The sequence below is a fragment of the Rhizobium altiplani genome (assembly GCF_001542405.1).
GTDB classification, from domain to species: domain Bacteria; phylum Pseudomonadota; class Alphaproteobacteria; order Rhizobiales; family Rhizobiaceae; genus Rhizobium; species Rhizobium altiplani.
Genome location: NZ_LNCD01000123.1, coordinates 259,836 through 282,579, shown reverse-complemented (window position 1 = coordinate 282,579; position 22,744 = coordinate 259,836). Strand labels below are relative to the sequence as shown.

22 protein-coding genes, 1 tRNA gene and 1 riboswitch are annotated in these 22,744 nt (G+C 60.7%); of the genes, 10 read left to right on the top strand and 13 right to left on the bottom strand.

Features of this window, described 5'->3' with window-relative positions; translation table 11 throughout:
* Positions 1–17 precede the first annotated feature (17 nt).
* Positions 18–368, bottom strand: a complete 351-nt coding sequence (locus AS026_RS29660; protein WP_018855840.1) for a P-II family nitrogen regulator — start codon at positions 366–368, stop codon at positions 18–20.
* Positions 369–579: 211 nt separating this feature from the next.
* Positions 580–1,464, bottom strand: coding sequence for an acyl-CoA thioesterase II (tesB, locus tag AS026_RS29655; protein WP_062374051.1), 885 nt, complete (start codon positions 1,462–1,464; stop codon positions 580–582).
* Positions 1,465–1,550: 86 nt separating this feature from the next.
* Here tesB and AS026_RS29650 point away from each other — a divergent pair, with 86 nt between their 5' ends.
* Positions 1,551–2,765, top strand: coding sequence for a ubiquinone biosynthesis hydroxylase (locus AS026_RS29650; RefSeq protein ID WP_062374048.1), 1,215 nt, complete (start codon positions 1,551–1,553; stop codon positions 2,763–2,765).
* On the opposite strand, the gene AS026_RS29645 is transcribed toward AS026_RS29650, so the two are convergent.
* The 4 genes from AS026_RS29645 to AS026_RS29630 form a co-directional block, all read right to left on the bottom strand.
* Complete coding sequence (locus tag AS026_RS29645; RefSeq protein WP_007794429.1) at positions 2,766–2,954, bottom strand: Trm112 family protein; 189 nt, start codon at positions 2,952–2,954, stop codon at positions 2,766–2,768.
* 9 nt (positions 2,955–2,963) lie between these two features.
* Entirely contained in the window at positions 2,964–3,629 is a 666-nt protein-coding gene (locus tag AS026_RS29640) for an LON peptidase substrate-binding domain-containing protein (RefSeq protein WP_018855843.1), read from the bottom strand.
* Between the two features lie 112 nt (positions 3,630–3,741).
* Positions 3,742–4,707: a thioredoxin gene (gene trxA, locus AS026_RS29635; RefSeq protein ID WP_062374045.1), complete on the bottom strand. Its 966-nt coding sequence runs from the start codon at positions 4,705–4,707 to the stop codon at positions 3,742–3,744.
* A 53-nt stretch (positions 4,708–4,760) separates the two neighbouring features.
* Complete coding sequence (locus AS026_RS29630) at positions 4,761–5,270, bottom strand: prolyl-tRNA synthetase associated domain-containing protein (RefSeq protein WP_062374261.1); 510 nt, start codon at positions 5,268–5,270, stop codon at positions 4,761–4,763.
* 253 nt (positions 5,271–5,523) lie between these two features.
* Here AS026_RS29630 and AS026_RS29625 point away from each other — a divergent pair.
* Positions 5,524–5,598: transfer RNA gene (locus tag AS026_RS29625), tRNA-Gly, on the top strand.
* Positions 5,599–5,772: 174 nt separating this feature from the next.
* Here AS026_RS29625 and AS026_RS42130 read toward each other — a convergent pair.
* The 7 genes from AS026_RS42130 to AS026_RS29595 form a co-directional block, all read right to left on the bottom strand.
* A complete protein-coding gene (locus AS026_RS42130; RefSeq protein WP_156932661.1) occupies positions 5,773–5,946 on the bottom strand; it encodes a hypothetical protein in 174 nt (57 codons plus the stop codon).
* 114 nt (positions 5,947–6,060) lie between these two features.
* Positions 6,061–7,110 carry an Ldh family oxidoreductase gene (locus AS026_RS29620; protein WP_025658117.1) on the bottom strand — a complete coding sequence of 350 codons (1,050 nt, stop codon included), beginning with the start codon at positions 7,108–7,110 and terminating at the stop codon, positions 6,061–6,063.
* Positions 7,111–7,147: 37 nt separating this feature from the next.
* On the bottom strand, positions 7,148–8,113 hold the full coding sequence (locus AS026_RS29615) for a hydroxyacid dehydrogenase (protein ID WP_062374041.1): 966 nt from the start codon (positions 8,111–8,113) through the stop codon (positions 7,148–7,150).
* A gap of 78 nt (positions 8,114–8,191) precedes the next feature.
* The gene (pdxA, locus tag AS026_RS29610; protein ID WP_025658115.1) at positions 8,192–9,181 is read right to left on the bottom strand and encodes a 4-hydroxythreonine-4-phosphate dehydrogenase PdxA; all 990 of its coding nucleotides are present in this window, start codon (positions 9,179–9,181) and stop codon (positions 8,192–8,194) included.
* Positions 9,182–9,213: 32 nt separating this feature from the next.
* Positions 9,214–10,347 (bottom strand): iron-containing alcohol dehydrogenase, encoded by a 1,134-nt coding sequence (locus tag AS026_RS29605; RefSeq protein ID WP_025658114.1) that lies wholly within the window; start codon positions 10,345–10,347, stop codon positions 9,214–9,216.
* A 350-nt stretch (positions 10,348–10,697) separates the two neighbouring features.
* A complete protein-coding gene (locus tag AS026_RS29600; protein ID WP_062374038.1) occupies positions 10,698–11,885 on the bottom strand; it encodes a sialidase family protein in 1,188 nt (395 codons plus the stop codon).
* A gap of 11 nt (positions 11,886–11,896) precedes the next feature.
* A complete protein-coding gene (locus AS026_RS29595; protein ID WP_025658112.1) occupies positions 11,897–12,802 on the bottom strand; it encodes a dihydrodipicolinate synthase family protein in 906 nt (301 codons plus the stop codon).
* 306 nt (positions 12,803–13,108) lie between these two features.
* Here AS026_RS29595 and AS026_RS29590 point away from each other — a divergent pair, with 306 nt between their 5' ends.
* From AS026_RS29590 to thiC, 8 genes are all read left to right on the top strand, one after another.
* Positions 13,109–14,758, top strand: coding sequence for an ABC transporter substrate-binding protein (locus tag AS026_RS29590; protein WP_062374034.1), 1,650 nt, complete (start codon positions 13,109–13,111; stop codon positions 14,756–14,758).
* Between the two features lie 142 nt (positions 14,759–14,900).
* Positions 14,901–15,857 (top strand): ABC transporter permease, encoded by a 957-nt coding sequence (locus tag AS026_RS29585; protein ID WP_025658110.1) that lies wholly within the window; start codon positions 14,901–14,903, stop codon positions 15,855–15,857.
* 2 nt (positions 15,858–15,859) lie between these two features.
* A complete protein-coding gene (locus tag AS026_RS29580) occupies positions 15,860–16,819 on the top strand; it encodes an ABC transporter permease (protein WP_025658109.1) in 960 nt (319 codons plus the stop codon).
* Positions 16,819–17,826: an ABC transporter ATP-binding protein gene (locus AS026_RS29575; RefSeq protein WP_062374031.1), complete on the top strand. Its 1,008-nt coding sequence runs from the start codon at positions 16,819–16,821 to the stop codon at positions 17,824–17,826. Before AS026_RS29580 ends, AS026_RS29575 begins: the two co-directional genes overlap by 1 nt.
* Complete coding sequence (locus AS026_RS29570; RefSeq protein WP_018855857.1) at positions 17,826–18,818, top strand: ABC transporter ATP-binding protein; 993 nt, start codon at positions 17,826–17,828, stop codon at positions 18,816–18,818. Before AS026_RS29575 ends, AS026_RS29570 begins: the two co-directional genes overlap by 1 nt.
* A complete protein-coding gene (locus tag AS026_RS29565) occupies positions 18,815–19,876 on the top strand; it encodes a four-carbon acid sugar kinase family protein (protein WP_062374027.1) in 1,062 nt (353 codons plus the stop codon). The genes AS026_RS29570 and AS026_RS29565 overlap by 4 nt, the downstream gene beginning before the upstream one ends.
* Before the next feature lie 18 nt (positions 19,877–19,894).
* On the top strand, positions 19,895–20,665 hold the full coding sequence (locus tag AS026_RS29560; RefSeq protein WP_037214695.1) for a FadR/GntR family transcriptional regulator: 771 nt from the start codon (positions 19,895–19,897) through the stop codon (positions 20,663–20,665).
* Positions 20,666–20,712: 47 nt separating this feature from the next.
* Positions 20,713–20,824: riboswitch (TPP riboswitch) on the top strand.
* A gap of 93 nt (positions 20,825–20,917) precedes the next feature.
* Complete coding sequence (gene thiC, locus AS026_RS29555) at positions 20,918–22,744, top strand: phosphomethylpyrimidine synthase ThiC (protein WP_018855860.1); 1,827 nt, start codon at positions 20,918–20,920, stop codon at positions 22,742–22,744.

Genomic DNA, 22,744 nt, shown 5'->3' with positions numbered 1-22,744 from the left:
CCCTTGCTCTGCCGCTCTTACAGCGCTTCTGTGTCGGTTTCGCCGGTGCGGATGCGCACGGCATGGTCGATCGAATAAACGAAGATCTTGCCATCGCCGATCTGGCCGGTTTTGGCGGATGACACGATGGCCTCAACGGCCTTGTCGACGAGTTCGGAAGCAACCGCGATTTCGATCTTGAGCTTCGGCAGGAAGCTCACCGCATATTCGGTGCCGCGATAAATCTCAGTATGCCCCTTCTGGCGCCCGTAGCCCTTCACTTCGGTCACGGTCAGGCCCTGGATGCCGATCGCCGTGAGGGCTTCGCGCACCTCGTCCAGCTTGAACGGCTTGATAATGGCCATCACAATTTTCATCTGGTTTCCCATCCTTCGTTATCCTCGGCGCGGAGCCGACTCTCCTTGCCGCTGACGTTCACGAACAGCGACCGGGGATATACATTCAAGGAGCGTGCCAGATTCCAACGAGGAAGCTAACCTATTGAAATATAATGGTTATATAAAGCGGCACTAATAAACAGGCAAATGACTGCCCAATAATCGCTCAAAAAATACCCAAATGAACAAATGTGCCTACAATTTATTCATTTGCCCTTTTACGAATCAGCCCCTCCTGCGCCACCGACGCAATCAGGGTACCGTCCCTCGTAAACAAGCTACCGCGAGTGAGGCCCCTCGCGCCGGAAGCCGAAGGACTGTCCTGCGTATAAAGAAGCCAATCGTCGAGTTTGGTTGGCCGATGGAACCACATCGAGTGATCGAGGCTCGCAACCTGGATCGTCTGATCGAAGATCGACGTTCCATGCGGATAAAGCGATGTATCGAGCAGGGTCATGTCGGAAAGATAAGCCAGGATCGCCGCCTGATAATAGCGATCGTCGGGAACCGGCCCCGTCGCCCGCACCCAGACATGCTGAACCGGATCGAGCTTCTCATCCGAGAAGTAATGCGTCAGCGATATCGGCCGGATCTCGATCGGCCGTTCACGCTCCCAATACTTGCGAATCGGTGCCGGCGCGTTGGCAAGAAACTGTGCTGCGATCTGCCGTTCATCGAGCAGCTTCTCAGGAGCGGGAACATCCGGCATGAGGATCTGGTGGCCGAAGCCGGGCTCCTCGATCTGGAATGAGGCAGAGAGAGCGAATATCGCCTCTCCATGCTGGATGGCGACGGCGCGGCGTGTATTGAAACTCGACCCATCGCGGATCCGCTCGACCTGATAGACGATCGGCACCGAAGGATCGCCAGGGCGCATAAAATAGGCGTGCAGCGAATGTACAATGCGGTCGCGCGCCACCGTGCGCTGTGCTGCCATCAGGGCCTGTGCGATCACCTGACCGCCAAAAACACGCTGCCAACCAACCTGCGGGCTGCGTCCACGAAAGATGTCGACCTCGATCGGTTCAAGGTCCAGCGTGGAAAGCAGCGTCTCCATCGCGTTTGGTTTTTCGGTGTCACGCGTCATTTTGTATAGCTCCGGACGGTAGGAAGTGCGGCAGCGATGATCTATATAGATCAATACGATATTCACAAGAAACGGAACGAAACTCCATGCGGGACATGCTGGTTGTAGGCGCAGGTTATGTCGGTCTTTCCGCGGCCGTAGCGGTCAAGCAGGCAGCACCTCATCTCGATATCGCGGTCGTCGAGGCAGCACCTGCGGGCGTCTGGCAGAAGGACATGCGTGCCTCGGCGATTATCGCCGCCGCCACCCGGATGCTCGAGGTTTTCGGCATCTGGGATGAGATCGAGCCCGAGGCGCAGCCGATCACCAAGATGATCGTTACCGATTCGAAAACCGCAGATCCCGTACGGCCGGTTTTCCTGACCTTCGATGGCGAAGTGGAGGATGGACGGCCCTTCGCGCACATGATTTCGAATGTCACGCTCGTGCGGGCGCTGCGGGGCGCATGCGAGCGTCTTGGCATCGAAATTCGCCACGGCTTCAGCGCAACCGGTCTCTCCGTGGAAGATACGCACGCAACCGTCACCGCCTCGGATGGCAGCGTGTTGGAAGCCCGACTTGTTGTCGCCTGCGACGGCGTCCGCTCACACTTAAGGGATCTGGCAGGCATCAAGACCGTGTCATGGGATTATGGTCAGTCGGGAATTGTCACAACGGTCGAGCATGAGCGTCCGCATCACGGCTGCGCGGAAGAGCATTTCCTTCCGTCTGGCCCGTTTGCGATCCTGCCGCTGAAAGGAAATCGCTCTTCGCTCGTCTGGACGGAGCCAACGTCGGAAGCAAACCGTCTCGTCACGTCCGACGATCTCATCTTTGAAGAGGAACTGGAGCGCCGCTTCGGTCACAAGCTTGGCACGTTGAGGACTGTCGGTGACAAGCGCGCCTTCCCGCTCGGATTGACGCTGGCGCGGGCATTCGTCGCTCCGCGTGTGGCGCTCGCCGGCGATGCGGCCCATGGCATCCATCCGATTTCCGGCCAGGGCCTGAACCTCGGCTTCAAGGATGTCGCAGCCCTCGCCGAAACCGTTGTCGAGGCCGATCGGCTTGGCCTTGATATCGGCTCGATCAACATTCTCGAGCGGTATCAGGCATGGCGTCGCTTTGACACCTTCCGTATGGGCGTCACGACCGACGTACTCAATCGGCTCTTTTCGAATGACCTGGCGCCGCTGCGCATCGCCCGCGATTTTGGCCTCGGCGTCGTCGATCGGCTTCCCGGCCTGAAGTCGTTCTTCATCGGCCAGGCGGCAGGCACCACAGCCAACGACAATCCTCGCCTGCTCGCAGGACAGACGATCTAGTCAGTCGTCCAGTCCACGGGCCTCCGAGACCAGCATGATCGGAATGCCATCACGGATCGGATAGGCGAGGCGCGCCTTCTCCGACACGAGTTCATTGTGTTCGCGGTCGTAAGTTAGCCGGCCCTTGGTCAGAGGGCATACCAACAGTTCGAGAAGCTTCGGATCAACGCGGCTGAGTTTTTCGTCCATGAACCCGCTTTACTGCAGAACGGTGTCCGAGTCACCGAACACGCGCGCCAGCACGATCTCGGTGATCGCGATCAGCGTTTCCGCTCGTGTCTTGAGGTCGGGCGCCTCCAGAAGCGCCTGCTTCTCGGCAGGCCCGAAGGGCGACATCATCGCCAGCGAATTGACGAGCGTCAGGTTGCTGGCGCGCTCGACGCTTTCCCAATCGGCCTCGAGCTTGTTTGCATCGAGATAGGCCTTGAAAGCAGCCAGAAGCGCGGCGCGATCGACGGCGTCCTCCTCATCGCGTGCCGAAAGATCGGCAATGAACGGCGCAATGCGGAAGGTCCGGAATGGATTGTGGGTCTCGCGCTCCTCTAGAAGGCGAAAGCGGCAGATGCCGGTGAGAGAAACAATGTAGCGACCATCCCCTGTTTCGGCGAAGGATGTAATGCGTCCAAGGCAGCCAACCGGGGCCAGAACCTCGCCCTGCCCTTCCTGGTCCCCCAAAGCGGGCTGGACCATGCCGATCAGTCGATTTCCCGACAAAGCGGCGTCGAACATCGCGAGATAACGCGGCTCGAAGATGTTGAGAGGTAACTGGCCTGTGGGCAACAGAAGCGCACCGCCAAGCGGAAAGACAGCGATCGTATCGGGCAGATCACCGGGCTTTAAGTATCGTGCATTCCCCACTTGCATAGAGACTGGTCCTGCGTCACCCGCGGGCGCGACAGGATGCGCCCGCACAATCGGGAATGTGGGGCCCGCCCCCGAAAACGCAAGGGCGGGCGATCGAAACTTGAAGCCCGAATTACGAAAATAGCATGGCCGAGAGCTTGCGCCGCGCCGAAACCGTCGCAGGATCCTTGAAGCCCCAGACGTCGAAGAACTGCAGCAGTTGCCGGCGAGCGCCATCGTCGTCGAAAGCGCGGTCCTTGCGCATGATATAAAGCAGATGCTCTGCCGATTCTTCGCGTCGACCCTCGACGTTGCGGATTTTGGCAAGCTTCAGGCGGGCCTCATGATCGTCGGGATTTCGCGCTAGGTCCTGCTCCAGAGCGACGGGATCACCAAGCTTGCGCGCCTCCTCGATCTGATCGAGCTTCCTCGATACAGCCTGGATCGCCGGGTCCTTCGCCATCTCCTCAGGCAGGTCAGTCAGCGCCTCGCGCGCACGCTCGTGCTGGTTTGCTGCAATCATGCATTCGGCCATTCCCGCCAAAGCCTTCGCATTCTCGGGATCGGCCTGCATGACGGCGCCGTAAAGCTGTGCGGCACCATTGATATCGCCCAATGCCAACAACTCGTTCGCTTCCTTGAGGACGCCTTCGATTTCGGCCGCCTGGTCGGCGCCGGCCGGACCGGCGATCCGATCGATGAACTGGTTGATCTGGCTCTCCGGCACAGCGCCCATGAAACCATCGGCGGGACGACCGCCGACGAAGGCGATTACGGCCGGAATCGACTGGATACCAAGCTGGCCTGCGATCGACGGATGGTCATCGATGTTCATCTTGACCAGCTTGACGCGCCCTTGCGCTTCATTGACGACCTTTTCCAGCACTGGGGTCAGCTGTTTGCAGGGACCACACCACGGTGCCCAGAAATCGACCAGAACCGGCTGGTTGCGAGATTCCTCGATGACATCCTTCGCGAAATTCGCGGTCGTCGTATCCTTGATGTAACCGCCCGCGCCCGCAGCCGGGGCCGCCCCATAATTCGCCGTTGCCGTCATCTGGCCAAAGGAATTGCTGTAAGGATTGTCGTTGCCGCTCATGGATATCTCCCGCCGTGCCGGTCAGCCGGCTTTTCTAGCGCTAAAATCGTATGTCAGGACGTCACTTTCAAGACAAGCGGCTTGTGTCCCGTCGCTTCCATAAAGCGAATAAGATCTCCGCTTGCAATCGAAGTCGTTGCATCATTGGACAGTGGGTGGCAATTGATGATCTCGTCCTTCATCAGATCGGCATCGAGAACGAACGTCACATTTCCACCGGTGTCATTGATGGCCCCAAAGGCCGTGACCGAACCGGGCGCAACCCCAAGATACTCCATCAGCCTTTCCGGCTTTCCGAATGAGACCTTGCTGGCGGCGCCGATCAGCGTGTGCACCGTCTTCAGATCTACAGTCGCATTTTCTTCAACCGTCAGCAGGAAGAACTGATCCTTTTTGTCTTTGACGAAGAGATTTTTCGTGTGGCCGCCGGGGATCTCGTCACGCAGTGCGACCGATTCGGCAACCGTAAAGACAGGCGCATGGTTTTTGGTGCTGTGCTTGATATCCAAGCCATCAAGAAAGGCAAAAAGGTCGTCTCTCGTCTTCGGCGTCGCGTCGGTCATCGGAAAATCCATGCGGTCGGGAAAGTGGATGCATGCCTGATTACGTCCCGCCATCATCTTTTGCAACGCTCGCGGTCGACGCTTTGCCCTGCATTTGCGGCACTTCCGATGTCTCCGAACGAGGCCCGCAAATTTTTCTTCGAGTTTCCGTCATTTCCCTGTTGCATTTGAAAATCGTTTGGGCGATATAGCGCCCGTCGCCGCAAGGTGGCGCCCACGGTCCTCACAACTACCCCGGACCGATGCGGATTGAGCGGGTGTAGCTCAGGGGTAGAGCACAACCTTGCCAAGGTTGGGGTCGAGGGTTCAAATCCCTTCGCCCGCTCCAAATCTCCTTCTAACAGGTGATCTTTTTTCAGGCTTTGGCCTGACGATCGCTTGTGTTTTCAAGACATTAGAAATGCGTGCTGGGGCTTGGCGAGATCGCCGGGCAACAAAAAAACCGACGTTCGGCCGCGCCAAAGTCGTCGGTTCTCGGATCTCGAAAAACGGTCAGCGGAATTTAGTTTCGAGGCGATGTCCAGGCAATCTCCGCGGCCTTCTTGGTCGGGGCGGTTTCGCGCTCGTCACCACGCTCGGCATTGCCGCGATCCGCTTCACCCTGCCGGTCGGCGATGTAGGGTGCGAGCATTTGCTCCAAATGAGCCGCGGTCAGACCTGCTGCGAAACGTCTCATCTCATCCCTCCAACTGTTTACGCTTTGTAAACACTTAGCCGCTGTGAGCGGTGATCGAAACGGCTCGATCGAACTCTCCACGTGCTTTTGTTCCAGATGAGTGGTGGCCCGAAGCTAGGGCATTGCGACGCCGAGCCGCTCGGCATGGGACGCGAGCGATGCCATGATGTTGGAGTGCAGGGCAACCCCATCCGCCAGGGCAGAGCGTTTGCGCGCCAGGCCGTTTTCCCCGGGCAGCCGAACGCGGGCAACACCGGGTCGCGGCGGATTGCTGCGACACTCATCGGCGAGCCAGCCGGTCTGCCGCAGAAAGGCATGGCGGCCGCCAAAGGCGTCAGGATCGAAAACCTGGACGGTGACAGCAGCATTGGTACCCTTCAGCCCGTCGACGCGGCCGAGCCCTGAAAGACCTTGGGTAAAGGCTTCGACATGAAGCGCCATGCCATAGCCCTTCTGGCCATGATCGAGCCCTCCGACCGGCATAAGCGTGCCACCGCGTTCGATCACTCGCGGATCACGGCTGGGCTCGCCGTTCTCGTCCATCAGCCACTCATGATCATATTGTCGGCCCTCGCGGACCAGACGCTGCGCCATGTTGACCGTCGTGATCGAGGCGCTGATATCGATCAGGATCGGATCGCCGGGCGTCGGAATGCCATGGGCGACGGGATTCGGCGTGTAGATGCCCTTTCGCCCGCCGAAGGGCGCGACCTGCGCCCCCGATGGACTGGAACTCGCGATGCTGACCATATAGCCGCGATCGGTCGCGATGGTGAGATATGCGGCAAGGCAACCGATGTGATGGCTGTCGGCAATCGCGATCGTCGCCGTGCCGTAGGTCGCCGCACGCTCGCAGGCAAGCTTCACCGCCTCCGATGTCAGCCAGGCACCGGGCAGGCGCTGCCCCTGCCACGCAATGGCTGGCCCGCGGTCGGAGACCACCTCCGGCAGACCTTCGCGCTTCATCACGCCATCGGCGATACTTTGGAGATACCAGCCGGCCAATGCCAAACCATGCGTCGTGTGTCCCATCAGATCGGCTTCGAGGAGATAGTGGGCGACGGCGGCCGCTTTCTCCTCCTCGAGCCCGGCAGCGGCAAACAGCGCCCGTGCAAATTGGCGCAGCCTATCCGGCGCGTAGCGGATGTCGGATGTCTCGCCCATGGCTTACTCCATTATTTACCGGCACCGGGCCGTCGGGTCAGCGCGCCAGAAAGCGCGGGTGAAGCGTCACACCGTCGAGCGCGGCAAGCACATTCTCGGCCGACATGATGGAGACGGCGCGTTTCGCGTCGAGGGTCACCCCCGCGACATGTGGCGTGACGAGTATGTTCGAAAGCTGGAACAGGGGATTGTCGATGCCCGGCGGTTCGACGGCGAAACTGTCGAGACCGGCTCCGGCGAGGTGCCCATCTTCGAGGGCAGCAACCAATGCCTTCTCATCGACGACTTCGCCCCGCGCCGTGTTGATTAAGAACGCACCTTGTTTCATCAGGCCGATGCGGCGGGCGTCGATCAGGTCTTGCGTCTCAGGTGTCAGCGGACAGTGCAGACTGACGATATCGGAATTCGCAAGAAGCGTATCGAGATCTGTTTCGCGGCCCACCTCATCGCCAAAGGCGCTGTCTGGCGCGTGTGGATCAAAGGCCGAGACGGTCATGCCGACCGCGCCGGCCATTTTCGCCAGCGTCTGGCCGATGAAGCCGAAACCGACGAGGCCAAGCCGCTGGCCGCGCAGCTCGCGTCCCTTGTACTGGTTCTTGTCCCAGATACCGTCCCGGATCAGCGCGTCCTGGCGCGGCAGATCCTTGACCAGCGCCATGATCAGCGCGAGCGCATGCTCGGCAACGGAGTGCCCGTTGCTGCCCGTAGTCATCGACACCGGAATGCCGAGCGCTGTGGCTGCCTTCACATCGATGTCGTTCGTCCCGACCCCGTGCTTGGCAATGTGCCGGAGCCTTCCGCCTGCCTGCATTTCCTCCGAACCAAGAAGATCAGCCAACAATCGCACGATGACGGCATCCGGTCGGTGGGCCTTCATTGTTTCGATAACAGCGCGCCGGTCGATATAGGGCGCTGTGGCAATGACGCTTGCTCCGGCCTCTTCCAGAAGCGAGCGACCTTCCGGCGCCAATTCACCGCCGAGAATGACAACAGTCTTTTCCATTCGCTCATTTCCTCCAACGAGCAAAGCGGCAGGCGGCGCAACGCTGCGCCGCTGACAATGCAACAAGCACCCGAAGCGTTAAGCCTCCCGTCGGCGTGGAGACCGCGCCATCAGCCGTGCATAGGCAATGGCCGAGAGCATATTCACGTGGTTGGCCTTGCCCGTGCCGGCAATATCGAAGGCCGTCCCATGGTCGACCGACACGCGATCGATCGGCAAGCCGAGCGACACGTTGACCGCCGTGTCGAAGGCAATGAGCTTGATCGGGATATGGCCCTGATCGTGATACTGCGCGATGACGAGATCGAAGGCGCCGTTATAGGCACGGGCAAAGACCGTATCCGCCGAGATCGGACCAACGACATCGATCCCCTTCGCCTGCGCCAGCTCGACGGCCGGGGCCAGGAACTCGGTATCCTCTGTGCCAAACAGACCGTTTTCGCCGCAGTGCGGATTGAGGCCGGCGACCGCAATGCGCGCCTTCTTGCCAAGGCGCATGAAGTGGTTGTGGCCTGCCTCGATCGTCGCCAGCACGCGCTCGGTCTTCGCGCGCTCGATCGCGCCCTTCAGCGAGATATGGGTAGAGACATGGATGGTGTTCAGCCGCTCCGAGGCGAGCAGCATGAACGAGCTCTTCGAACCTGTGAGATGCGCCAGCAAGCCGGTGTGACCATCATAATGGTGGCCAGCAAGGTTCATTGCTTCCTTATTGATCGGCGCGGTGACGATGACATCGGCGTCGCCCGACATCGCAAGATCGACCGCGCGGCTGATGTAGCGAACCGAGGCATCGCCCGCTACAGGGCTGACCTTGCCGATCTCCGGTAACGGTGCGCCGAGGTCCACCTCATCGACGGCAATCTTGCCGGCGCCCGCTGCATCCGCCGGCGCAAAGGAAAGTCCGGTTGCTGCCGCGCGATTGGCGCGCTCGAGCGCTTCCGTGTTGCCGACAATGACGAAATCACGCCGCTCCTGTTCCGGCATCGTGGCGAGCGCCTTGACGATCACCTCGGGGCCGACGCCCGCCGGATCGCCGAGCGTCACGGCGACTTTCGCATTTCTGTCCATCACTCACGGTCCTCTTTGAATGGAAACGCGCCTTAGAAGGCGGCTTCGTAGATCGAGCGGATATCGGCGCGCGACAGGTCGCGCGGATTATTGTCGAGCAGGCGGCGGATGGCAAAGGCATCCTCGGCCATCGCATCCAGATCGCTTTCCGGAACGCCGAGGCCGGAGAGTTTCATCTCAATGCCGAGTTCGGCGCAGAACGAGTAGGCGGCATGGAACACCGACGCGATCTCGTCGGAGGTCCTGCGGCCAAGGGCGTCCATGACAGCACGGGTCTTTTCGGGCACGGCGGGAGTGTTGAATGCGAGAACATGCGGAAAGATCAGGGCGTTTGCCGCGCCATGCGCGACATGCCAGCGTGTACCGAGCGGATAGGCGAGTGCATGGCCGCCAGCCGTATTGACCGGGCCAAGACAGAAGCCGCCATACAGCGAGGCAAGCGACAGGCCCGCACGCGCCTCGGCGTCGGATCCGTCCTTGACCGCCCGCGCGAGATACTTTCCGACCAACCGCGTACCCTCGATGGCGTAGAGATCAATCATCGGATGCGCCTTGCGATTGGTGAATGCCTCGACACAGTGTGCCATGGCGTCGACACCCGTCGCCGCGGTCGTGCGCGCAGGCACGCTGAAGGTAAGCGCCGGGTCGACAACCGCGATATCGGCCAACATGTGCATGCTTTCGACGGCGAGCTTCGCCATCGTCTTCGGGTCGGTGACCAGAGCTCTGATGCCGGCCTCGCTTCCCGTGCCTGATGTGGTCGGCACCTGCGCCAGAGCAACGCGGCGCGGTCCGTTGACCTTGTTCGGTCCGACGACTTCATGAAGCGTTTGCGATGAGCCGGCGAGAACAGCTGCGAGCTTGGCAAGATCCATGGCGCTCCCGCCGCCGAAGCCGACGACAAGCTGCGCATCCGCCGCGTTCGCCGCCGCCAGCACCTTGTCGAGATTGGTAATGTCAGGCTCGGGCGTCACATCGGCAAACACCGTGACTTCACCCTTGAGCGCAAGCACATCGACGCGCGTCGCATTGAAGGCGTCGGAAATGACGAGAGTCCGGCGATAGCACTTCTCGCTCGCCCACTTGCCGAGCCGCCCCGCCGTACCGACACCGAACTCGATCAGATGCGGCCGAACGATTGTGATAGGCGAATCCAAGCTAACCACTGGACCAGTCCTCCCCTGCAAGTGCTAGCGACACATCAGGTCGCACAAGATGTAAATTTGTTATACAATGATCCCGTACTTGGCAAGCGACACATTCGATAGTGTCGAAATAAAATGCGTTTCTCCTCGAGATCATCGCAGGGAAGAAAACACATTGTACAAGCCAACATATTGAAATTGATTACAATACTGAAGCGATGCGTTGCTTGGCAGGCGCCGAGAGCGCCCGCACTGGATCGTCGGAAGAAGGGCGCAAAAGTTGTCAAAACAAGCACCCAATTCGACGCGTTTAGTGCTCCGATGAGCCGCGTCGGATCGATGAGGTTCACAACTGACAACCTGTGAAGGCGTCAGGCAATCGAGTCTGCCGAAAGCCGGACGTATTTGATGGCTCGGCGATAGTAGGTATAGGCGATGTGCACAGTGCCATCAGGCCCCTGGACAATCGAAGGGTAGGAAAACTCGCGATTCACCGAGTCCTTCGAGTTGTTGCTCAGGCAATATCCATCGCCGGTATCGAGGTCGATACGACGTGGGAAGCTTGCGCCGCCGTCGTTGGAGAAGGCGAGGCTGAGCGGCGCACGGGGAACGCCCCAGACGGCCTTGCGGCGCTCGATCGCCGGCGCCGACACCGCCTTGATCTCATCGTCACCTTCGATCTCATCGTAAAGCGACTGTCGCCGAGCGTCCGACATCGACGCATTGGAATGGTTATAAACCATTGCTATCACGCCGTTTTTGAGCTTTGTCGCCTGAATTGACGAGTTGTTGTTCGGCAGATCGATCGGCTGCGGCGCACTCCAATGCTCACCACCATCACTCGAGCGACTGCACAAGACGGATTCGGCGAACCTATTTCGATAGAAGGCGACAAGGTTGCCATCGTCGGTCGGAACGATGTTCATATGGACCGCCCCAATGCTGTCAGGGACCTCGGTCATAGCCCAGCTCTCGCCTTGGTCGCGGGAGATCAGCACGCCTGCCGTATCCACGTCGCCAGTCCAGCGCTCGCCGGGCAATCCGATGCAGCGAAAGACCGGCAGGAGCCAGGCGCCGCCCTCGTTGACGACGATTGGTTGGCGAACGAAGGTGCCTGGGATGTCGCAGAGAAGGCGGACCTCTCCGAAGGTTTTGCCACCGTCCTCGGAAGTCCGACATTTGACAACAGAACCATCCTGATTGCCCGAGGTCTGCGAGGTGTAAAGCAGCCAGACCCTTTGATCAGGAGCCGTGAAAATCAGCGGATTCTGCTCGGATTTGGTCGGGTCGTCGGACATTTTCTCCGGCTGCGACCAAACATCGGCATCCGGGGCAAGCCGCGACATGTAAATGGAAATGTCGCCCATGCCCTCCATCGTGCCGCCGAACCAAACGCAGCTGAGCGTGCCGTCAGGCAGAAAGGCGAGGTTGGCGGCATGGTTCTGGATGCAAGGGGAGGGCAGATAGGCATCTGCGCGCCCCATTTCGTTCGCGTTCGCGACGATCTCTCCGGTCATCAGTGCCGGAACGGCCTCGGCTGGCAAAGCTGTGGAACTCATGGTCGCGCTCCCTACGGCAGCTTGGCATAGGCTTCGGAAAGCGCGACGTAGTCGGCATCGCTGATCGGCATCAGCGGCGCACGCGTGCGCTTCCAGGCAGCGTTGCCGGTCTTCAGCCCGACCATGGCCTTGATGGTCGGGATCTGCACGTAGGAATTGGAAAGCGTTCTATAGGCGTTGATGCGAGCCTGGGCGGCCTCGACGGCGCCGGCCTGCGTCTCGTCATGCACCTTGTCGTAAACGGTTCGCAGCGAATTCGCGACGAGATTGGAGGTTGCCGTGATGCAGCCCGCACCTCCGGCCTTCAGCAGTGGCAAGAGCAGCGGATCGGCGCCCGCCAGCACGGAGAAGCCCGGATAAGCCGCGATGATCGCCTGCATGTTATTGAAATCGCCGGCCGATTCCTTGATACCGACGACCGTGTCGGGGAAGGCTTTTATCAGTCGGCCGATCAGCGGAATCGAAAGCGGAACGCCCGAGACCTGCGGGATGTGATAGAGAATGACCTGCAACCGGGCGTCGGCGATCTTTTCCAGGACCTGCGAGTAGGCAGCGAACAATCCGTCGTCGGAAACTCCCTTGTAGTAGAAGGGCGGCAGCATCACGACCTTCGTCACGCCGAGCGAAAGGGCGTGCTTGGTCAATTCGACGGTTTCAGGAATGGCGACGACGCCCGTCCCCGGGAGCAGCCTGTCGGCCGGCACGCCCGCCTTGAGCGCTGCCTCGAGAATTGCACGGCGCTCGCTGGAGGAGAAGGAGTTTGCCTCCCCCGTCGTGCCCAGCAGGGCGATGCCGTGGCAACCTTCCTGCAACAGTCGCTGGCAGTGCTCGGTGAAAAGGCTGAGATCCGGGCTGCCATCCGCATTGAGTGGCGTCGCGGCCGCGCTAAATACGCCTGTAATCTTGTGATTGCTCATATCGTCCTCCTCGGATGAACGCCGCGAAAAAGGCGGCAGCGACCGGAAATCCGGCCCGCAAGATGGCGTTTTCTTCATCCCCTGAACCTTTGTTGTCAATATGACAATACGGAGAGCTTCGATTGCGATTTTTTAACATATTGAAAAAATTACAGAAAATATTTCGATCTTTTTGACGCAAGCGCCATCGATTAATTTGTATTGACATATTTACATTATCGCGCGAGTGTCTGCGCCATGTCGTGACGCACTTTCGGGAACAGAGTGAAAGTGGTGCCGTCACTGATTTTGTCATGGGAGGACACGATGACTGATCGGAATGAAGGGAATATTGCGCAGAAAGCGCAGGTGTCGCGTCGCGACGCGTTGAAGCTTGGCCTCGCCGCCGGCGTCGGCCTCACAATCTTCGGCATGAATGCTCGCATCGTGCTGGCCGATGACGGTCAGGTGTTGAAGGTTGCCAATCCGGCCTTCAACCAGGATTGGTCGCCGCTGCGCGGCGGCGGCGTTCCGTTCCGCTGGAATTCGATCTGGTGGGCCTCGCCGATGTATTTCGACAGCGAAGGCAAGATCAAGCCATACGTCTTCACCAGTTGGGAGTCGACCGACAACAAGGTCTGGACCTTCAAGATCGATCCCAAGGCTGTCTTCTCGGATGGCAGCAAGATCACCTCGGCTGATGTCAAGGGATCCTGGGAAGTGGCCTCCATGCCCAACACCAAGAGCCAGCGTGCCGACCAGGTACTGGGCAAGGTTCAGGGTTACAAGGAAATCGGCGCCGGTTCCGGCAACGAGCTGACGGGCGTCGCCACGCCTGACGAAGGCACCGTCGTCGTGACGCTGGCGGAAGCCGACCCGATCTTCTTCATGCGCCTTGCCAACCATATCGCACCGATCACCAAGGCCGCGCAGTCTCGTGGTAGTGACGGCGAGGAAGTGGCGGACTGGTACAAGCCCGACAGCAGCGCCGTCTATTCCGGCCCGTTCAAGCTGACGAGCATCGACATCGACGCCGGCAAGCTGGTATTCGAGCCGAACGAGAACTTCTTTGGCCCGAAGCCGAAGCTCGCGCGCATCGAAATCACCTCGATCGAAGACAACGTCACCGCGACGTCGCTCATCAAGTCCGGCGAGTTCAACGCACACACGGAACTGGTCACCTCGACGATTATCCAGGACCTCGGCCCCGAATTCTCCGCCGGTCCGCTGATCCCGACCAGCCAGCACTTCTGGTTCAACGTCACCCGCGCACCGATGGACGATCCGAAGGTTCGCCAGGCATTGATCATGGCAATCGATCGTGACGGCCTCTTCAAGGCTTCCTATCCTGACGGTCCGCACAAGAAGGCCGACCAGATCCTGAATTCCGTTCCCGGCGCCGAAAACTCCGGCTTCGAGCCCTATCCGTACGATCCAGCCGCAGCAAAGAAGCTGCTTGCCGAATCGACCTATGGTGGTCCCGAGCGCCTGCCGAAGATCCTCTTCGTCGGCATTTCCGCCCCAGCTATCGAGGCTGCCGCCCAGTTCATTGCCGAGCAGTGGCGCCAGAACCTTGGCATCACGGCCGTCGACATGAAGCCGCAGCAGGACTCCTATGCCGGTCCGGACCAGAACGCCGTCCAGATCTTCCGCGACGACGTCGGCACTCGTGTTCCCGATGCCGTTTCCTATCTCGCCGGCTGCATCGCCTCGACCTCGTCGAACGCACAGAACAAGCTTGGCGGCTACAAGAACGACAAGGTCGATGCGGCACTTGCCGAAGCGGCGACGAAAGCCGTCGATGATCCGCAGCGCGTCAAGCTCGCCCAGGATGCTCAGAAGGCATTCCGCGACGATTGGGCATTCATTCCGTGGTATTCTCAGGCGATGTCCCGCTGGGCCACCAAAGAGGTCAAGGGAATGGAGAAGAACCTCGACTGGCAGGTCGTGGCGCCCTGGGACATTTCGATCGGCTGAGCCGGCACGAAACTCTGAAACAGATAGCCCTCGGGCATATTAGCAACCGCGCGAAGACCGCAAGGCCTTCGCGCAAGTTTCAAGAAGACATCACATGTCCGCGTTGATGCGGAAGGTGTCTGCCAACCGGTGGGAGATGACCTTGTTACGCTACGTGCTGACCCGGTTTGCCATCTGGATTCCGTCCGTGCTGATCGTGATGCTGGCCGTCTACGCGCTGGCCTTCTACGGCGCCGGCGATCCGATCAAGTTGATCTTTCTGCGCGCACCCGGCGATGTCGCCTACAATCCGCAGCGCATCGAAGCCATCCGCGAAAGTGCCGGCCTGAACAGGCCCTTCATCGAGCAGTTCGCCCTTTACATCTGGAACCTGCTGCATGGCCAGTTCGGCAACTCGCTGACATCAGGCCGCTCGGTCTGGGCGATGGTGTCGGCTGCAGCCCCCGTTTCTTTCAAGCTTGCGCTCTGTTCCATCATCCTGACGACTGTTATCGCCATTCCGCTTGGCATGATCGCGGCGATGAACCAGAACAGCCGCCTCGATTATACGATCCTCGGCAGCGCGCTCTTTCTGTGGGCGATCCCGGCCTATGTCGCCGGCCCGCTGCTCATGGTCGGCCTTATCGTGCTGCTGCCGATGGTCAAGGTGCCGTATGGCTGGGGTGGTGTTTTCGATGTGCGCATCCTGTTGCCGCTCATCGTGCTCTCATTTCAGCCGATCGCGCTGATCGTCCGCCAAACACGCGCCGCCGTCATCGAGGTACTGTCTGAAGATTTCGTCCGCACCGCCCGCGCCAAGGGCGTGCCCGAGATGGTCGTAGCGCTGCGCCATATCCTGCGCCCGGTGCTGACGCCCGTCGTGACACAGCTCGGCCTGATCATGATCACCATTGTCAACGGCGCGATCTTCGTGGAGCTCGTCTTCGGTCTTCCCGGCCTCGGTCGCCTGACCGTGCAGGCGCTGACCAATTCCGACTACCCCGTCATTCTGGCGATCACGCTCATCGGATCCTTCCTGGTGATGATCTCGAACCTTCTGGTCGACGTTCTCTATCCGCTGCTTGATCCGCGTGCCAACGATGCAAGAAGGAGCCGCTGACCATGTCCGCCATCCCTCTCTCTCCCGTCGCAGCTCAGGAAGAAGCACCCGTCAGCCTGTGGCGCGACGCCTGGTATCGCCTGAAGCGCAACAAGCTTGCCGTCTTCGGCCTGATCGTCGTGGCAATCCTCGCCTTCACCGCGATCTTTGGCCCGTATCTGACGCCCTACGACTACCTGAGCCAGGATCTACAGGCCCGCAACGCCGTTCCATCGCTGCAACATCTCTTCGGCACCGACGACCTCGGCCGCGACGTGTTCAGCCGAGTCGTCTTCGGCACCCGCACGGCCTTCCTGGTCGCAGTCATTGTCACCGTCATCGCCGTGTTTATCGGCACGATCCTTGGCGCGATCGCTGGCTTCTTCGGCAATCCGTTCGACCGCGTCATCATGTGGCTGACGGACATGACCATGTCGGTGCCGAACCTGCTCCTCGTCGTGGTCATCAATGCATCGCTGAAGTCCCCCATCACCAAATGGATGGAGGCGCAGTATCTGGCGACGCTCAATCCCTTCTATCGCCAGACCATCTGGGTCGACTTCATTCTGGTCTTCGGCTCGATGGCCTTGATCTCCTGGCCGCCCTATGCGCGCCTCGTTCGCGCCCAGGTCCTGTCGATCCGGAGCCGGCCCTACATCACGGCCGCGCAGGCGCTCGGCCTTTCGAACTGGATCATCATGAAACGCTACGTCATTCCGAATGCGCTTGGCCCGTTGATCGTCTCCGTCAGCGCCGGCCTTGGCACTGCGATGGTTCTGGAAAGCGCCTTCAGCTTCCTCGGCATCGGCGTCAACCCGCCGACCCCAAGCTGGGGCAACATGATCTCGGACGGTCTGCGCGTCTGGCAGCACTATCCGCATCTGCTGGCCGCCCCGGCAGCCGTTCTCGGTCTTGCCTCGGTCGCCTTCAGCTTCCTCGGCGATGGCCTCAACGACGCACTCAATCCGCGGGGTTCGAAGTGATGAACACCACCCGATCCAACGAAAAACTCCTCGATGTCCGCGGCCTGACGGTCGAAATCGATGGCAGAAACGGCCCGGCGGTCGTCGTCGATGGCATCGATCTGCACGTCAACAAGGGCGAGACGCTTGGTGTGGTCGGCGAATCCGGCTGTGGCAAGAGCCTGACCATGCTGAGCCTGATGCGGCTTCTGCCGAACAAGATCAGAGTCACCAAGGGATCCGCGAGCTTCGACGGCCACGACCTGCAGAAGATGTCGAACAAGGAACTGCGCAAGGTGCGCGGCGGCGATATCGGCTTCGTCTTCCAAGATCCGATGACCTCGCTTAACCCGGTGATGCGCATCGGCGACCAGATCTGCGAGCCCTTGATCTATCATCGCGGGATGAAGAAGGCCGATGCGCGCGTACGCGCTGTCGAACTGCTACGCCTCGTCGGCATTCCCGGGCCGGAAGAGCGCCTGCAGGCTTATCCGCATGAACTCTCCGGCGGCATGCGCCAACGTGTGATGATCGCGATCGGCCTTGCCTGCAATCCGAAACTGCTGATCGCCGACGAGCCGACGACGGCACTCGACGTCACCATTCAGGCTCAGATCGTCGATCTGGTGAAGGATCTGCGCGCCAAGCTCGGCATGTCGGTTGTCTGGATTACCCACGACCTGGCGCTGATTGCCGGTCTCGTCGATCGTGTCGCCGTGCTTTATGCCGGAACCGTCGTCGAGGATGCACCGGTTGACGAGCTTTATGCCCGCCCCAGCCACCCCTATACGCGCGGTCTGCTCGCCTCGATCCCGAAGCTCTCGGATGCGCCGGCAAGCCGGCTTTCGTCCATCGGCGGGACGCCACCGGAGCCGGGCCGCCGCCCCAAGGGCTGCCCCTTTGCCCCACGCTGTCCGCTGGCGGAAGCCGTCTGCCACGAGCGCGTGCCGAAACTCGAACCGCTATCAGGCGCCGGAAACCACCGCACAGCCTGCTTCGTCGTCCAGAAAATGCAGGAGGCTGCGTGATGGGTGCACAGCCGCTGCTCAAGGTCGAAAACCTCGTCAAGCATTTCCACGTCAAGCTCGGCGCCTTCGGCGAGCGCTCGGCGACCGTCTATGCGCTCGACAACGTCAACCTCGACATCATGGAAGGCGAAACCCTCTCGCTTGTCGGCGAATCCGGCTGCGGCAAGTCGACGACCGGCTTCACTATCCTCAACCTCTACAAGGCGACATCAGGCAAGGTCGTCTACAAGGGCCAGGATCTCGCGACCCTTGATGAAAAACAGATGCGGCCCTTCCGCCGCGACCTGCAGATCGTCTTTCAGGATCCTTATTCGACGCTCAACCCGCGCATGACGATCGGTGAGGCAGTCGGCGAACCGATCCTCTTCCACAAGCTCTGCACCAAAGCGGAGCTCAAGGACAAGATCGCCACCCTGCTGACCGACGTCGGCCTGCCGACGCGCTTTGCGCAGCGCTATCCGCATGAGCTGTCCGGCGGCCAGCGACAGCGCGTCGTCATCGCTCGCGCACTTGCCTGCCAGCCTAAATTCATCGTCTGCGACGAAGCAATCTCGGCGCTCGACGTCTCGATACAGGCGCAGATTATTAATCTCCTGCTCGATCTGCAGGAGAAGTATGGCCTGACTTACCTCTTCATCGCCCACGACCTGGCTGTTGTCCGACATATCAGTACCCGCGTCGGCGTCATGTATCTCGGCCGCCTGGCGGAACTTGCGACGCGCGAGGAGCTGTTCGAGAACCCGCTGCACCCTTACACCAAGGCACTGCTGTCAGCCGTTCCGGAAACCGATCCGGAGCTGGAGCGCACGCGCAAGCGCCAGATCCTGCAGGGCGACGTGCCGAGCCCGCTCAACCCACCGAGCGGCTGCCGCTTCCACTCGCGCTGCCCGATCGCCATGGACGTGTGCAGCAAGGTCGTGCCGGAATGGAAGGAAGCTAAGCCTGGCCATCTCGTCGCCTGCCACGCTGTCAACTCAGGACAGACTGCATGACGCTGAAGGTCGCGATCATCGCTGACGATTTGACCGGCGCGCTCGACACGGGAACCCCCTTTGTCGACGCCGGACTTTCCGTCGCGGTCGCGATCGACGTCGGGGCCATATCGGAAACGCTTGCGACCGGTTGCGAGGTCGTGGTGGTCAACACGGCTTCGAGAGCTCTCCCGGAGGAGGAAGCGGCAGGAAGGGTCAGCGCTGCGGCGAAGGCCCTTCTTGCCGCCTCGCCTCAAATCGTTCTGAAAAAGATCGACTCCCGGCTTAAGGGGAACGTTGCAGCGGAAAGCGCTGCTTTGGCTGCCTCCTTCGGTCACGAGGCAATCGTGGTGGCACCAGCCATTCCCGATCAAGAGCGTTTGACCCGCAACGGTCACGTCGTCGGTCGTGGTGTCGATCGGCCGCTGCCGATTGCCGAGCTTTTTGACGCAAGTGACATCGAGGTGCTGGTCCGCGATGCCGAAACGGACGGCGATCTCGACCAAGTGGTTGAGGCACACGACTGGACAAACGCCCTTGCCGTCGGCGCCCGCGGTATCGGAGCCGCACTTGCCCGCAAGATCGGGCAGCCGAACAGGACAAGCAAAGCGTTTGCCGCATCGAGCCGGACCGTCTTCGCCTTCGGCTCCCGCGACCCGATCACAACAGCACAAATGGCCAGGCTGGAAGGCACCGAATGCCTCGCCGCAACCATTGATGCCCCCATGGGAGCAGTGCCTCCCGAAGCGCGATTTGGCTTGCCGATTCTCCTTCGCTGCACCGGCGAAATCACCAGCGAGGCTGCGACAGTTGCCGACCGCTTCGCGAAAGGCGTAAAATCGGCCATAGAGATGACGCGCCCGGACATGCTGATGGTCGGCGGGGGCGATACGGCGCTCGCGGTTTTTCGCGCGCTCGACATTCGGGTCCTGAGGCCGCAGGGCGAAATCGAGGCGGGTATTCCGTGGTTCGACGTCGTAACGGCAGACGGCCTGCTTTTCCGTTGCGCGGTGAAGTCCGGGGGCTTCGGTAATTCTGATAGTTTGGTAAGACTGATTGCACAGAATCAGGCGGCATAGGACATGCCGACGGGGAGAGTGAAGGTGGACGAAGGTAGCGGTGTATCGGCGAAAGCCCAGACGGCCTCGGCAGCCAAGCCGGAGCGCGGCAAGGCTGTCAAGCTGGTCGATCGCGTCTTCGACCAATTGCAGGAGCGTATCCGCTCGGGAAACTATCCGCCGGATTCGCGGCTTCCCGGTGAGCATGAGCTTGCATCGATGCTCGGCGTCTCGCGTCCGATCGTGCGCGACGCCTTGGCGCGGTTGCGCGATCAAGGTATCGTCTATGCCCGTCAGGGAGCCGGCACCTTCGTCAGCGCCCACGGTTCGCCGACGACGCAGCTCTCCTATTCTCCGGTGAAGACGATCGCCGACATCCAGCGCTGCTACGAGTTTCGCCTGACGATCGAGCCTGCCGCCGCCTACTTTGCTGCCAAGCGCCGTGACGAGGCGGCGATCCAGAAGATTGCGGCAGCACTCGCCGATCTGCGCGAGGCGACCAGTCACCAGCTTCATCGCACCGACGCCGACTTCACCTTCCATCGGGCCGTCACCGAAGCCGCCAACAACCACTACTACACGGCCTCGATCGACGCCCTGAAGGCTCACATCGCTGTCGGCATGCACCTTCACGGCCTATCGCTCCTTGGTCCGCGTCAGGGCCTCGAGCAGGTCTACGAGGAGCACAACAAGATCTACCTCGCCATCGTCGAAGGACGTGCGGAAGACGCGCGGGCTTTGATGAAGGCGCATCTTGAGGGTTCGCAGAGCCGCCTCTTCGAGGGCCGCGTTCTGGACCTTTCCATGTAGTTACGGCAGTCGGCTTGACAGCTTTGCTGCTCTGGCTCTAACCTTTTCGCATTCACCAGGGGGGTCCCGGCAAGGGGCTGAGATACTGCTATCGTGCGCAGTGACCCGTTGAACCTGATCCAGTTCATACTGGCGTAGGGACGGTGCAAGCGCTCGAAGGCATTGGATTCACGCGCGGAATCCGTGCCGGCGTCTTTTCATCATTCCGGCTGAGGACTGGGTCTCCAAACTTGAAACTTGGAGCCTCAAACCATGAATATTGCCGCAAAGACCATCACCCCGACCGTCACAACAGGGCCCCTACCGGCCTCTCGGAAAATCTACATCCCTGGGGACATTCACCCCGATGTCCGCGTGCCGATGCGCGAAATCAGCGTCCACCCGACATCGGGCGAGCCACCGGTCACGGTCTATGATTCCTCCGGCATCTATACGGTCGAAGGCGCTGACATCAGCATCGAGCAGGGGCTTCCGGAACTGCGCCGCAGCTGGGTGCTCGCGCGCGGCGACGTCGAAGCCTATCGGGGTCGCCAGGTGCGCCCCGAGGATAACGGCTTTGCCAGCGGCGAGCGGCTGACGCCGGAATTTCCCGCCAAGCGCCAACCGCTCCGCGCCAAGGACGGCAAGGCCGTGACCCAGCTCGCCTATGCGCGCGCCGGTATCATCACGCCCGAGATGGAGTTCATCGCCATCCGCGAAAATCTCGGCCGCAAGGCTAAGGCCGAGGCAATTGTGCGCGACGGTGAGAGCTTCGGCGCCCATATTCCCGATCACGTCACCCCGGAATTCGTCCGACAGGAAGTCGCCGCCGGCCGCGCCATCATCCCCGCCAACATCAACCACCCGGAAGCCGAGCCGATGATCATCGGCCGGAACTTCCTGGTGAAGATCAATGCCAATATCGGCAACTCCGCCGTCACCTCCTCGATGGCCGAAGAGGTCGAGAAGATGGTCTGGGCCGCGCGCTGGGGCGCCGACACCGTGATGGATCTCTCCACCGGCCGCAACATCCACAACATCCGCGAATGGATCATCCGCAACTCGCCGCTGCCGATCGGCACCGTGCCGCTCTATCAGGCGCTGGAGAAGGTCGAGGGTATCGCCGAGAACCTGACCTGGGAGGTCTATCGCGATACACTCATCGAGCAGGCGGAGCAGGGCGTCGACTATTTCACGATCCATGCCGGCGTGCGGCTTCACTACATCCCACTTACGGTCAACCGCGTCACCGGCATCGTTTCACGCGGCGGCTCTATCATGGCCAAGTGGTGTCTTCATCACCATCGCGAAAGCTTCCTTTACGAGCATTTCGAGGAGATCTGCGACATCTGCCGCGCCTATGACGTCTCCTTCTCGCTCGGCGACGGCCTGCGTCCGGGTTCGATTGCCGACGCCAACGACGCCGCACAATTCGCCGAGCTGGAGACCCTCGGCGAACTGACGAAGATCGCCTGGGCCAAGGACTGCCAAGTCATGATCGAGGGCCCGGGCCATGTCCCGATGCACAAGATCAAGGAAAACATGGACAAGCAGCTCGCCGTCTGCGGCGAGGCGCCTTTCTACACGCTGGGACCACTGACGACAGATATCGCCCCGGGCTATGACCACATCACTTCGGGCATCGGTGCTGCGATGATTGGCTGGTTCGGTACGGCGATGCTTTGCTACGTCACCCCGAAGGAGCATCTGGGTCTCCCCGACCGCAACGACGTGAAGACCGGCGTCATCACCTACAAGATCGCCGCCCACGCTGCCGATCTCGCCAAGGGTCACCCGGCAGCTCAATCGCGCGATGATGCGCTGTCGCGCGCCCGCTTCGAATTCCGATGGGAGGATCAATTCAACCTGTCGCTCGATCCGGAGACGGCCCGCAGCTTCCACGACGAGACGCTGCCGAAGGAAGCGCACAAGGTGGCGCACTTCTGCTCCATGTGTGGCCCGAAGTTCTGCTCAATGCGGATTTCGCACGACATCCGCGCTGAAGCGCAGAAAGAAGGGCTCGACGCCATGGCGGCGAAATACCGCGAGGGTGGCGATCTCTATATGCCGATCGATACCATCCAAGAGTCGCGTGACTGA